Annotated in this window: 9 protein-coding genes, 1 pseudogene and 1 riboswitch; of the genes and pseudogenes, 3 read left to right on the forward strand and 7 right to left on the reverse strand. The window is 70.0% G+C overall.

Going from position 1 to position 12,943, the window contains the following annotated elements:
• Window positions 1–36 precede the first annotated feature (36 nt).
• The 3 genes from AB0N07_RS33190 to cobG are packed head-to-tail and all read right to left on the reverse strand — an operon-like array spanning window position 37 to window position 3,438.
• Entirely contained in the window at window positions 37–1,545 is a 1,509-nt protein-coding gene (locus tag AB0N07_RS33190) for a precorrin-2 C(20)-methyltransferase (RefSeq protein WP_365841464.1), read from the reverse strand.
• The gene (locus AB0N07_RS33195; protein ID WP_365841466.1) at window positions 1,542–2,168 is read right to left on the reverse strand and encodes a precorrin-8X methylmutase; all 627 of its coding nucleotides are present in this window, start codon (window positions 2,166–2,168) and stop codon (window positions 1,542–1,544) included. Before AB0N07_RS33195 ends, AB0N07_RS33190 begins: the two co-directional genes overlap by 4 nt.
• Before the next feature lie 7 nt (window positions 2,169–2,175).
• Window positions 2,176–3,438, reverse strand: a complete 1,263-nt coding sequence (cobG, locus tag AB0N07_RS33200) for a precorrin-3B synthase (protein WP_365841468.1) — start codon at window positions 3,436–3,438, stop codon at window positions 2,176–2,178.
• Window positions 3,439–3,551: 113 nt separating this feature from the next.
• Window positions 3,552–3,628: riboswitch (cobalamin riboswitch) on the forward strand.
• A gap of 53 nt (window positions 3,629–3,681) precedes the next feature.
• Here cobG and cobN point away from each other — a divergent pair.
• Window positions 3,682–7,272: a cobaltochelatase subunit CobN gene (cobN, locus tag AB0N07_RS33205; RefSeq protein WP_365841470.1), complete on the forward strand. Its 3,591-nt coding sequence runs from the start codon at window positions 3,682–3,684 to the stop codon at window positions 7,270–7,272.
• Window positions 7,273–7,433: 161 nt separating this feature from the next.
• On the opposite strand, the gene AB0N07_RS33210 is transcribed toward cobN, so the two are convergent.
• Window positions 7,434–7,892, reverse strand: coding sequence for a transcriptional repressor (locus tag AB0N07_RS33210; protein ID WP_365841472.1), 459 nt, complete (start codon window positions 7,890–7,892; stop codon window positions 7,434–7,436).
• Between the two features lie 120 nt (window positions 7,893–8,012).
• Here AB0N07_RS33210 and AB0N07_RS33215 point away from each other — a divergent pair, with 120 nt between their 5' ends.
• Window positions 8,013–8,654 (forward strand): superoxide dismutase, encoded by a 642-nt coding sequence (locus AB0N07_RS33215; RefSeq protein WP_365841474.1) that lies wholly within the window; start codon window positions 8,013–8,015, stop codon window positions 8,652–8,654.
• Between the two features lie 116 nt (window positions 8,655–8,770).
• Here AB0N07_RS33215 and AB0N07_RS33220 read toward each other — a convergent pair whose 3' ends face one another.
• Window positions 8,771–10,180, reverse strand: coding sequence for a hypothetical protein (locus tag AB0N07_RS33220; protein WP_365841476.1), 1,410 nt, complete (start codon window positions 10,178–10,180; stop codon window positions 8,771–8,773).
• Between the two features lie 670 nt (window positions 10,181–10,850).
• On the opposite strand from AB0N07_RS33220, the pseudogene AB0N07_RS33225 reads away from it, so the two are divergent.
• A pseudogene (locus AB0N07_RS33225) lies at window positions 10,851–11,075 on the forward strand (transporter); the annotation flags it as partial.
• 296 nt (window positions 11,076–11,371) lie between these two features.
• On the opposite strand, the gene AB0N07_RS33230 reads toward AB0N07_RS33225, so the two are convergent.
• On the reverse strand, window positions 11,372–12,310 hold the full coding sequence (locus AB0N07_RS33230) for a hypothetical protein (RefSeq protein WP_365841478.1): 939 nt from the start codon (window positions 12,308–12,310) through the stop codon (window positions 11,372–11,374).
• 39 nt (window positions 12,311–12,349) lie between these two features.
• Window positions 12,350–12,901, reverse strand: coding sequence for a hypothetical protein (locus tag AB0N07_RS33235; protein ID WP_365841480.1), 552 nt, complete (start codon window positions 12,899–12,901; stop codon window positions 12,350–12,352).
• Between the last annotated feature and the right edge of the window lie 42 nt (window positions 12,902–12,943).

A 12,943-nucleotide genomic window follows, 5' to 3' on the forward strand; every position in this document is an offset into this window, starting at 1 on the left:
TCGCGGCGCCGCCCCGGAAGGCGGCGCCGCCCAGGCTCATACCTCCGGATAGCGACGCGGCGTCCAGACGATCTCCTCGCCGTCCCCACGCCTTACGACCTGCGTCTGCGACGAGCCGACCAGCAGCACTGTGCGCATGTCGACCTCGGCCGGATCCAGGTCGGCCAGCCGCACGATGCGGACCCGCTCGCCGGAACCTCCGACGTCCCGCGCGACCACGACCCGGGTGTCCGGCGCCCGGTGCTCCAGCAGCAGCTCACGGGCCTTGCCCACCTGCCAAGTGCGGCTGCGGGAACCGGGGTTGTAGAGAGCGAGCACCAGATCCGCCGAGGCAGCCGCGCGCAGCCGCTCGGCGATGACCTCCCAGGGCTTGAGCCGGTCGGAGAGGGAGATGGTGGCGTAGTCGTGACCCAGGGGCGCGCCCGCCCGTGCCGCGGCGGCGTTGGCGGCAGTCACGCCAGGCAGTACCCGCACCGGGACGTCCAGGTACTCGGGTTGGGCGGCGACCTCCAGGACGGCTGTGGCCATCGCGAAGATGCCCGGATCCCCACCGGAGACGACGGCGACCTGCCGCCCGCGCCGGGCCAGGTCGAGGGCGAACTCGGCGCGTTCCGACTCCACCCGGTTGTCCGAGCCGTGCCGGACCTGGCCGGGCCGTACGGGCACCCGGTCCAAGTAGGTGGCGTAGCCGACCAGGTCGTCCGCGGCGGCCAGCGAACCCCGTGTCTCGGGCGTCAGCCACAGCGGACCGGCGGGCCCGGTCCCGACCACGACGACCTCACCCCGTTCCCTGGCTGCGGACCGCTCAGCGTCGACCCGGCTCGGCAGCACGGCCACCGAGAAGTACGGCACCGACTCCGCTTCCACATCGGCCAGGTGGGCGGTACGCTCACCCGCCATCGTGGCCCGCTCCACGTACCGGGCCTCGCCCAGCCGACGCGAACTCTCCAGTGCACGGCGCACCTTGGCGAAGGTCCGCCCGAGCTTCATCACCACGGCCACGTCCGTCGAGGCGAGCCGTGCGGTCAGCTCCTCCTCGGGAAGCGTGCCAGGCAGGATGGTGAGCACCTCCTCGCCCTCGGCGAGCGGGGTGCCGAGGCGGGCCGCCGCGGCGGACACGGAGGTGACACCGGGGATGACCTCGGTGTCGTAGCGGTCGGCGAGCCGCTTGTGCATGTGCATGTAGGAGCCGTAGAAGAGCGGATCGCCCTCCGCGAGGACCGCGACCGTGCGGCCCGCGTCGAGGTGCGCGGCGAGCCGGGCCGCCGCCTCGGCGTAGAACTCCTCCATGGCGCCCTGGTAGCCGCCGGGGTGGTCCGTGGTCCCGGTCGTCACCGGGTAGACCAGCGGCTCCTCGATGTGATCGGCGCGGATGTGCTTCGCCGCGATCGAGCGGGCGATGGAGCGGCCGTGACGGGCGCTGTGAAACGCGACCACATCCGCCTCGCCGATCACCTCGACCGCCCGTACGGTCATCAGTGACGGATCGCCGGGGCCGAGCCCGACGCCGTACAGCCGCCCCGTGGTGGTCTGGTTCCCGCTCACTCTTCCTCACTCGCGATCGCGTTGAGCGCGGCCGCGGCCATGGCACTGCCCCCGCGACGGCCGCGTACGACGATGTGCTCCAGGCCCGACGGGTGTGCGGCCAGGGCGTCCTTGGACTCGGCGGCGCCGACGAAGCCGACCGGGACGCCGATGACGGCGGCGGGCCGGGGCGCGCCCTCCTCGATCATCTCCAGGAGGCGGAAGAGGGCGGTAGGCGCGTTGCCGACGGCGACCACCGAGCCCTCCAACCGGTCCCGCCACAGCTCCATGGCGGCGGCGCTGCGGGTGGTGCCCAGCTTCGCGGCGAGTGCCGGCACGGCCGGGTCGGAGAGCGTGCAGAGCACGTCGTTGCCCGCCGGCAGGCGCTTGCGGGTCACGCCGCTGGCCACCATCTGCACGTCGGTGAAGATGGGCGCACCGGCGCGCAGGGCCTCGCGGGCCCGGGCCACCACGTCCGGGGTGTAGGAGAGGTCGCGAACGAGGTCGACCATCCCGCAGGCGTGGATCATCCGGACCGCGACCTGGCTGACGTCAGCGGGCAGCCCCGCGAGGTCCGCCTCGGCGCGGATGGTGGCAAAGGACTGGCGGTAGATGGCCGCGCCGTCCTTCTCGTACTCGAACACCGTGCTCCTACTGGTTGTGCGTGCGTGCCGCCGCCACGGTGGCGGCGAGTTCTGAGGGGTGGTGCGCCCTGGTGGTGGCGAGCGATCGTCCGTCGCGCACGACAGCGACCTGATAGCCGTCCGTGCGCGCGACCACGTCCACGTGATCGCCACGCGGTCGACCGCAACGGCGGTCGCAGCCGGACCAGTACACGGGCAGCTTGTTCGCACCGGAGCCTTCGAGGGCCGCCGCCGCGTCCGTACGGACATCCGCCAGCGACTTGGCACAGCCGGGCCGGCCGACGCAGGCACCCACGCCGAGCCAGGGTGAGGTCGGTCCGGTGACCAGGCCCATGGCCTCCAGTTCAGGCAACTCCCCGGCGGATACGCCCGGCAGGACGACACCTCGCCACGGAGTGAGCCGCAGCTCGTCGCCGAGCCGGGCGAGGATCTCCGACTGCTCGCCGGTGAGCCTGCCCAGCGGCGCCAGGACGGAGAGGGACTCCCTGCCGCCGGGGCCGGTGACGACGCCGGGCGTGGGACCTGAAGTACAGATGCGGGGAGGAGCCTCCGCAGATCGTGTGGCTGTCGGCAGCTGCCGTACGACCTCTCGCGCCAACCCCTCAGCGCCCCCGGGCAGTTCTGGCATCCGCCAGGCACCGCCTCCGCTCGCCGTGACGAACGCCTCGGCGGCCAGCAACGCGGCGCCTGGCGCGTCGTCGGCGGTGACAGTGAGCGTTTCCGGGCCGATCGACACCCATGAACGATCGGCTGCCGCGGCCCGCAGTGTGATGTCGGCGCCCAGCGCGGCCACGTCCCCCCGCCCGTCGTCGAGGGCGAACAGGAACCTGCCCGACAGGGCGGTCGCTTCTTCGCTACCGCACAGCATCTCGTCCAGGGCGCGCAGCCATGGCCGCACGTCCAGGTGCCCGTGTCCATCGAGGCCGGACAGCGGCGAGGCGACGATGTTGCGGACGCGCTCGTGACGCCGGGAAGGGAGCAGTCCCGCCGCGTCGAGCAGCTCGGCCAGCTCCAGACCACTACTCGCGTCCAGCCCTCGCAGCTGTACGTTGCCGCGGGAGGTGAGGTGGACGTCTCCGTCACCGAGCCGTCGGGCCGCGTCCCCCAGGGCCAGTGCCTGCCGGGTCGTGAGCACACCGCCCGGAATCCGCACCCGGGCAAGCGCACCATCATCCGCAGTGTGCAGACGCAACGCTCCGGGGCAGGCGTCGTCGCGCTGCCGTCGACGCGGCGCGTCAGGGCGCGGAGATCCGGCGGGGGCGGTGGGCATGGCGGCGAGCATACCGACCATCACACGGAACGTATGCCCCGCACTCCCTCTGAGACCCTTACTATGCTCCTCGGTGGATCATCCGGTCCGCCATCGCCACGACGGCGACAGGGGAGGAAGCCCGGTGCGAATCCGGCGCGGTCCCGCCACTGTGAGCCCACCCCGCAGGGGTCGGGCGAGTCAGGAACTCCCGCCGTCCGACACCGCCCGGGGCGCGGACACCCCGAGGAAGGCCGACGCCGCATGCTCCTGCTCCTGTCGACGTCCGACACCGACCTGCTCAGCGCCCGCTCCGCGAACGGCCCGGTGACCTACCGCTTCGCCAACCCGTCCCGGCTGCCGCTCGACGACCTCCCGGCCCTGCTCGACGGCGTCGACCTGGTCGTCGTACGCCTCCTGGGCGGTGTCCGTGCCTGGCAGGACGGCCTCGACCACCTGACCGCGAGCGGCCTCCCGGTCGTCGTCCTCACCGGCGAACAGGCCCCCGACGCCCAGCTGATGGCCGCCTCCACGGTCCCGATCGGCATCGCCGCCGAGGCCCACGCCTACCTTGCGCACGGCGGCCCCGCCAACCTCGACCAGCTCGCGCGCTTCCTCTCCGACACGGTCCTCCTCACCGGCCACGGCTTCGACCCGCCCGCGCCCGCTCCCACCTGGGGCCCACTGGACCGGCAGCCGAGGCACACCACCGGCCCGACGGTCGCCGTGCTCTACTACCGCGCCCACCACATGAGCGGGAACACCGCCTTCGTCGGCTCCCTGTGCGACGCGATCGAGGAGGCGGGCGCCCGTGCCCTGCCCCTGTACGTGGCGTCCCTCCGCGCCCCCGAGCCGGAGCTGATCGACGAACTGCGCTCCGCCGACGCCATCGTGACCACCGTCCTCGCGGCGGGCGGCACCCGGCCCGCCGAGGCATCCGCCGGCGGCGACGACGAGTCCTGGGACGCGGGCGCCCTCACCCGCCTCGACGTGCCGATCCTCCAGGCCCTGTGCCTGACCGGTTCGCGGACCGCCTGGGAGGAGAGCGACGAGGGCGTCTCCCCGCTGGACGCCGCCAGCCAGATCGCCGTCCCCGAGTTCGACGGCCGCCTGATCACCGTGCCGTTCTCCTTCAAAGAGATCGACGAGGACGGCCTTCCGGCCTACGTCGCCGACCCGGAGCGCGCGGCCCGCGTCGCCGGAATCGCCTTACACCACGCGCGACTTGGGCATATCCCGGCCTCCGACAAGCGCCTGGCCCTCGTCCTGTCCGCCTACCCCACCAAGCACTCCCGCATCGGCAACGCGGTCGGCCTCGACACGCCCGCGAGCGCGGTCGCACTCCTGCGCCGACTCCTCGACGAGGGCTACGACTTCGGGCCCGCCGAGGACATCCCGGGCCTTGCCTCCGGCGACGGCGACGAGCTGATCCGCGCGCTCATCGAGGCGGGCGGCCACGACCAGGACTGGCTCACCGAGGAGCAGCTGGCCCGCAACCCGGTCCGTATCCCGGCGGCGGACTACCGCCGCTGGTACGCCACCCTGCCCAAGGAACTCCGTACCGCCGTCGAGGAGCACTGGGGCCCGGCACCCGGCGAGATGTTCGTCGACCGCAGCCGCAACAAGGACGGCGACATCGTCCTCGCGGCCCTCCGCTTCGGCAACCTGCTGATCCTCATCCAGCCCCCGCGCGGCTTCGGCGAGAACCCCATCGCCATCTACCACGACCCCGATCTACCGCCCTCGCACCACTACTTGGCGGCCTACCGCTGGATCTCGGCCGCCCACGAAGACGGCGGCTTCGGCGCCGACGCGATGATCCACCTCGGCAAGCACGGCAACCTGGAGTGGCTGCCCGGCAAGAACGCGGGCCTGTCCGCCGCCTGCGGCCCCGACGCAGCCCTCGGCGACCTCCCGCTCGTCTACCCCTTCCTGGTCAACGACCCCGGCGAAGGCACCCAGGCCAAGCGCCGAGTCCACGCCACCCTCGTCGACCACCTGGTCCCGCCGATGGCCCGCGCCGACTCCTACGGCGACATCGCGCGCCTGGAGCAACTCCTCGACGAGTACGCCCAGATCGCATCCATGGACCCGGCGAAGCTCCCCGCGATCCGCGCCCAGATCTGGACCCTCATCCAGGCCGCCAAGCTCGACCACGACCTCGGCCTCGACGACCGCCCGGAGGACGACGGCTTCGACGACTTCCTCCTCCACGTCGACGGCTGGCTCTGCGAGGTCAAGGACGCCCAGATCCGCGACGGCCTCCACATCCTCGGCAACCCGCCCGCCGACGCCGACCGGGTCAACCTGGTCCTCGCCATCCTCCGGGCCCGCCAGATCTGGGGCGGCGCCACGGCCCTGCCCGGCCTGCGCGAGGCCCTCGGCCTCGACGAGTCGGCGCCGGGCCGCGCGGCGGCCGACGCGACCGAGGAACAGGCCCGCGCCCTGGTCCAGGCGATGGAGGACGCGCGCTGGGACCCGGCCGCCGTCCCTACCGACCGGGGCGAACAGGTCGCCGCCATCCTGGAGTTCGCGGCCCGCGAGGTCGTCCCGCGCCTCGCCGCGACCACTGCGGAACTCGACCACACGGTCCACGCCCTGGGCGGCGGCTTCGTCCCGGCCGGCCCCTCCGGCTCCCCTCTCCGCGGCCTGGTCAACGTCCTGCCGACCGGCCGCAACTTCTACTCCGTCGACCCCAAGGCGGTCCCGTCCCGCCTGGCCTGGGAGACCGGCCAGGCCCTCGCGGAGTCCTTGCTGGAGCGCTACCGCGCCGACAACGGCGGCTGGCCCACGTCGGTCGGACTCTCCCTCTGGGGCACGAGCGCGATGCGCACAGCGGGCGACGACGTGGCCGAGGCCCTCGCCCTGCTCGGCATCCGCCCGGTCTGGGACGACGCCTCCCGCCGAGTGACCGGCCTGGAGCCCATCCCCTACGAGGAGTTGGGCCGCCCCCGCATCGACGTCACCCTGCGCATCTCGGGCTTCTTCCGCGACGCCTTCCCGCACACCATCGGCCTGCTGGACGACGCCGTACGCCTGGCCGCGTCCCTCGACGAACCGGCCGACGCCAACTTCGTGCGCGCCCACACCCAGGCCGACCTGGCGGACCACGGCGACGAACGCCGTGCCACCACCCGCATCTTCGGCTCCCGTCCCGGCACCTACGGCGCCGGCCTGCTCCAGCTCATCGACTCCCGCGACTGGCGCACCGACGCCGACCTCGCCGAGGTCTACACGGTCTGGGGCGGCTACGCCTACGGCCGTGACCTCGACGGCCGCCCGGCCCGCGACGAAATGGAGACGGCGTACAAGCGCATCGAGGTGGCCGCGAAGAACACGGACACCCGCGAGCACGACATCGCCGACTCCGACGACTACTTCCAGTACCACGGCGGCATGGTGGCCACCGTCCGCGCCCTGCGCGGCACGGCCCCCGAGGCGTACATCGGCGACTCCACCCGCCCCGAGACGGTGCGCACCCGCACTCTCGTCGAGGAGACGTCCCGGGTCTTCCGCGCTCGCGTCGTCAACCCCAAGTGGATCGAGGCGATGCGCCGCCACGGCTACAAGGGCGCCTTCGAACTCGCCGCCACCGTGGACTACTTGTTCGGCTACGACGCCACGACGGGCGTGATCGCCGACTGGATGTACGACAAGCTCACCGAGACCTACGTCCTCGACCCGACCAACCGCGAGTTCCTCCAGCAGGCCAACCCCTGGGCCCTGCACGGCATCGCCGAGCGGCTGCTGGAGGCGGAGTCGCGCGGCATGTGGGAGAAGCCGGATCCGGCGGTCCTGGAGGAACTGCGGCAGGTGTACCTGGAGACGGAGGGGGATCTCGAAGGCGAGGAGTGATACCCCGGAGTTCTTATTGCGATCCGTTCGCAATAACCTCTATGTTGCAATAAGTGCCGGCCGGTCGAGTCCCAACGGAACTGCCGACACGCAGCGGGTGCGGGGCGTCGTCCCGCCTGACAGCGTCCGTTCCATGACGCCGCCTCGCACCCATCCGGCCTTCAGTCCTGGCCGCTGCAGCGGGCGCAACGGCCGTAGACCAGCAGGGATCCCGAGGAATCGGGCCGCAGTCCGGTCAGTGCCTCGATGGTTCCCACCGCCTGAGTCAGATGCTCGCTCGCGACGGCCGAGACATCGCCGCACTGCTGGCACACGGTGTGGTGGTGCGGCTCTACGGTGATGCCGTAGCGCACCGCGCCGGGTCCGTGCACCGCGTGCGCCAGGCCGGCCAGGGTCAGCGCTTCCAGTGTGCGGTAGACCGTCGTGTAGTGGACAGGCTCCCCGGACCGGGCCAGTTGCGCGCATGCTTCCGCGGGGGAGAGATGGCGCCCCGACGCGGTGAACAGGCCCAGTATCCGCAGCCGGCTCGGGGTGCGGCGCAGGCCGTGCCGCCTCAGCAGTGCACCGGGATCCGGCCCGGCCGCCGCGGCGGAGTGTGCTGACTGAGAGGCCCTGCTCACACCACTGTCCTTCCTTGACACGCGAGAGGTCCTAGGACCAACGCCTGATCGGCAAGGTATCGTTCCTGCTGCTAGCGTGCAGATGCATATCATTGGCAATAACGTCGGAGGACGTTGGACATGGCGGTTTACACGCTCCCGGAGCTTCCGTACGACTACGCGGCGCTCGAGCCGGTCATCAACCCCCAGATCATCGAGCTCCACCACGACAAGCACCACGCGGCGTACGTGAAGGGCGCGAACGACACCCTGGAGCAACTCGCGGAAGCGCGGGACAAGGAGACGTGGGGCTCGATCAACGGCCTGGAGAAGAACCTGGCCTTCCACCTCTCCGGGCACATCCTGCACTCGATCTACTGGCACAACATGACCGGCGACGGCGGCGGCGAGCCGCTGGAGGCCGACGGCGTGGGCGACCTCGCGGACGCGATCGCCGAGTCCTTCGGCTCGTTCGCCGGCTTCAAGGGGCAGCTGACCAAGGCCGCGGCGACCACGCAGGGTTCGGGCTGGGGCGTCCTCGCCTACGAGCCCCTCAGCGGCCGCCTGATCGTCGAGCAGGTCTACGACCACCAGGGCAACGTCGGCCAGGGCTCCACCCCGATCCTGGTCTTCGACGCCTGGGAGCACGCCTTCTACCTGCAGTACAAGAACCAGAAGGTGGACTTCATCGACGCTATGTGGGCCGTCGTCAACTGGCAGGACGTGGCCAAGCGTTACGCCGCCGCCAAGGAGCGCGGCGACAGCCTGCTGCTCGCGCCGTGACGCCGTAGCCGCGTCCGCACAGATGTCCTGCCTCGTGATCGTCTTCTCAACCTTCACCGGCAGGCTGCACAACGAAGGGCTCCTGCAAGGAACTTCCTTGCAGGAGCCCTTCTCATTCAGGAACTGCTCGTGTCGTACTTCTTCGGGAGAATGCGCAGCGCCATGACGGTGCCGTCGGCGCCGAAGGAGACGGGGCCCCACTTCGAGGCTGTCGTACCGGTCGGAAGAGTGTCGCGCAGGTCGTAGGCCCGGTGCCGGTACGCCTCGACCTTCCCTTTGACGAGGAGCTCGTACAGCTCCTCGGGCATACCCGAGAACGCCTCCACGCGGACGTGGTTGAGACGGAACACCTGATCGGTGCCGACGAACCACGCAGAGCCGATCTCGTGCCGCGCGTCCCGGACGCTGGCCGAGCCCGCGAACGTCTGCTGCTTGTAGTGCTTGTGGCCCTGGCTGTCGGTCAGGTACTGGGCGACCTCCGTGCCCGCCCCGGCGAACGCCAGTTGTCCCGCGGCTCCGGTGCGTGCCAACAGCCGCCCGAACCAGCCCACCTCCTTGCGGGGGATCAGGAACCCGTCCTGGACGCGCTCTCTGCGGCCGTCGGCGGCGGGTATGCGTACGGCGCCGGCATATGGAGGGTTCGCTTCCCCCAGTACGGCATCCGCGCTTCCCCTCCCCGCGTCCGGCCTCGCCGGTATCAGCCCTTCCCCGGGCGCTTGCAGGGCGTTGACCGTGATGCCGTTCGTCGCAAGCAGTTCGGTGGACATCAGCAGGCAGGGTGTGGTGTCCCACTCGGCGAGGTGGAAGTGTTCCGCGCGCTCGCTGCCCCGGGCCAGTTGCTTGAAAGCCGAGCGGTCGGCCTTGCCGGTCCGTTTGGTGGCCACTTGGTGGTTTCCGTTGACCGTGACGGCGAAGGCACGGGACGGCTCACCCGGCTGCCACGCTTCGATGAAGAAGTCGGGCCGTGGCCGGGCGCCGAGGGTCGGCCGCGGGCCGGAGCGCGCGAAGCCCGCCAGCAGTACGGCCTCTGCGTCGAGGGTGGAGACCAGGTGATCCGGGAAGCGGTTCCGAACGGCGCGCTCCGCGACCGCGAGGCCGAAGGTGCGCCCCAACTCCCGTGCTTGCATGGCCCGGTAGGAGAGTTCCGGACTCTGCCCCTCCTCGGTGAGGGTCAGATGTCCTGCGGCGCCGGCGGCCAGTGCCTGGCAGTACTTCAGGCCCTGCCAGTGTTCGGCCAGCCCTCTGCCGCGTCCCTGGCGAGCCAGCGTGGTGGCGCGGGCGAAGACACCGAGTAACTCCCAGGGCGTGAGGACGAGATCCTCGCGGTCGGCGCCTCGTAACGGCCGTAGACCGGGCTTGCGTGCACCCTGCTCCTGTCCGTCCTGCCCATTCTTCTTGCGTGCGCGCTGCCGGTCGATGGCGGCTGCAGCCTTGTCCGTGTCGGTCACCAAAGTGCTGGTCGAATTGATGCGAACGGGGAGCTTCCGGCGCAGCCGGACGAGGACTTCTTCCGTGGATGCTGACATGGTTCGGAACCGTACGAACGCGGGTGTGGGCGCACGCAAGTACGCATCGGCGTTCGCGAGGGCGACCAGGGGCTCGGGGTGAGCGCCCGTCAGGGCGGATCGGGACGTTGGCCTCTGGACAGGAAACGACACGCTGTCGCCGGCCCGCGAGCCTGATACGGCCTGCGCGGGAGTTGCACCGACTTCATACACGTGCGGCCGTTTGGCGGGTAGCGTTGGTGGCCTTGGGTCTTCTTGTACTTTGTCGCGGCGCCCGTGTTGGGATGGTGCTGGGATGACACCGCATTTCCGCAGGTCAAAGCCTCGTGATTGAGTTCCGCTTCAACGTGTAGCGGGTGACATATCACCACGTCGATGATCTGGCAAACATGCAGGTCAGATAGGGTCCGACTCTCCGGGGTCGGGCCCTTGGTTTTTTCCCGTGCTGGGATGGTGCTGGGATAGCTGACCCCTCGTCACCTGTCATCACCCCTGCTCATCCCTACCGTGCTGGGGTCGTGCTGGGATGGGATGGGGGCGCCCGTGCTGGATTTCGGACAGTGATCTGCCCGGTGCGCGGGTGGGTGGTTCGAGGCTCCGCCTACACGCTTTCTTCACGGCTTCGTGGCCTCCTGCGGAAACAAATCTGCACCCGCCCGACGTTGTCGATCTCCTAGTCGAGGAGGGGAAGGTGTCGGGCCTGAAGCTGTTCCACACGACGAGTAGCGGCGTGACTGAGGTCACGCCGCATCTTGCTGCGGTCGAGGCGGATGTGCAGGATCTCGTCGAGGCGCACATGGAGACGATGCTGGGCGTCACGTTCCTCGCGAGTGAGTACGTGATCGACTGCGTTGACGGCGGGCGTATCGACTCGCTCGGGCTGGACGAGAACGGCGCGCCCGTGATCGTGGAGTTTACCGACCGCAGGTAGTCCTGCCCGTGATGTCCGTCTGGGACTGTGACCAGCACGTCCCAGGCTTGTTTACCGACCGTGTCCGGGACGTCTGTCATGTTCTGGAGTCGGTACGGAGGACGAGTGGCACGGCACGTGGTGGTCGGGGACTTGCGGGTCCAGCAGATCGAGCGGAAGGACGGGCGGCGGTCATGGACGATCAGACCCCCCAGTAATTTCAACCCTGGGTCGTCTCACTATGCCGGGCAGGAGACGTCCGAGAAGCGATTCGAGGTGGACCGGGAGCCCGTCGGGGACGGCTACCTGGTGATGCAGGTGTACGGGGTGGACTTCCGCACACACTCGGTGACGATCGAGTACGGACTGCCGTACCGGAGGGCGATGTCGCGGAGGTGAAGCAGCGTCACCAAGGTGTGGGAATCGGCTGATTCGGGGTCGATGTCGTCATCGGTCAGGACGATGATGTTGCGGTAGCCGTCCAGTCCCAGGGACTCCAGCGATGGCCGGAGGGTGGGTTGACAGGGCTTGTAGCCCACGGTGAGGTTCTCCAAGTGCTCCTGGAGGTCGTTCTCGGGGCGTTGAATGGCCGCGATGTCGATCAGCGATTCGGGCTCGACCAGGCAGTCCAGCAACGTGATGATCTTTGCCGAGCGGGAGTTCCAGCCGATCATGAGCGTGCGGTCGGGTGTCGGGGGCCGGCCGGGTGCCGAGGTGATCGCCGAGCCGACGATCGTGGGCCGGGCGTCTGCCAGGCGGATGAGCAGGTCGTCCTCGGCCAGGACGAGCATCTCGTCATCGCGGGCGATGACCGTGTTCATCGGCGGGTTGACCAGGGACTCACCGTCCTTCCTGCGCAGGCCGACCGGGATGCCGAGGTCGAATCTGTTGAGCGCCTCCCCGTACGCGCTGCCGGCCAGCCCGGTCACAGGGTAGGGATACAGCTCATTACCGACGAAGCTGAGCATTTCGTTGAAGACGGTGGACAGGCCCGTCTGCCGGTGCGACTGCACGATGAGGCGCACAGCGATGTCGTCGACGTCGATCACCAGGGCGTCCTCGCCGGCGGCGAGGCGGGCCGCCGCCAGGTTGGGCGACCTGCGCACGGCCGCAACGATATTCGGGCGCGGGCCCTTCCACAGCCGGTTGTTCAGGAGCAGCAGGGTCTTGATGACATCGGTGTCCCCGTCGTCCCCGCCGGGCGGCAGCACCATGATGGACTTGGCTGCGTCCAGGCCCACCAGTTCCAGATCCGCCCGCTGAAGTGGGCTGCCGCAGCGTCAGATCACCCGCGTGTGTCCGGTGTCCGGGATCCTTCTGCGGATCTCGTCCTCCATCTCGACCTTGTCGCGCTCGGTGAGGATCACGACACACGAACGCCGCTCACTCTGGTTGGCCTCGACCAACTCGGCGATCACCGTGAAGACTTGTTCCGACCAGCCGAGCACGACGGTGTGCCGGCGCTCGATCAGCCGGGACTTCCCCCGTCGCAGTTCGTGGATCCGGGCCTCCAGACCGGCGGTCAGCACACTGATGAGTGCACTGACGATGAAGATCCCGCCGAGGGTCGCTGCGAGCATGAGGCCGAGAAACAGCGGGCCTCCGGTATCCCCGCCCATCGTGCCGGGATCGAGCGTACGCAGCAGGCTCATCCAGGCCACGCCCAGCCAGCCGCCGTTCTTCTCGGTGTCCTCGTCGGTGAACACAACCACCACAGACGTCACCAGGACAATCAACACGACGCAGGCCAGGCCCAGCCAGCCGATCAGGGCCCGCGTCCCCCGAGCCATCGTCCCGTCGAACCAGTACCGCAATCGCTCTCGCAGTCTCACGCGCACTGCCGAAGACCATCCCTCCGCCGCCGGTGGCCCTCC

It is taken from the genome of Streptomyces sp. NPDC051172, assembly GCF_040682555.1.
Taxonomy (GTDB): Bacteria; Actinomycetota; Actinomycetes; order Streptomycetales; family Streptomycetaceae; genus Streptomyces.

Bases quoted from the DNA above. Each gene is read 5' to 3' on its own strand.
- AB0N07_RS33215 (WP_365841474.1), top strand. From the start codon at position 8,013: ATGGCGGTTTACACGCTCCCGGAGCTTCCGTACGACTACGCGGCGCTC.
- cobN (WP_365841470.1), top strand. From the start codon at position 3,682: ATGCTCCTGCTCCTGTCGACGTCCGACACCGACCTGCTCAGCGCCCGC.
- AB0N07_RS33220 (WP_365841476.1), bottom strand. From the start codon at position 10,180: ATGTCAGCATCCACGGAAGAAGTCCTCGTCCGGCTGCGCCGGAAGCTC.
- cobG (WP_365841468.1), bottom strand. From the start codon at position 3,438: ATGCCCACCGCCCCCGCCGGATCTCCGCGCCCTGACGCGCCGCGTCGA.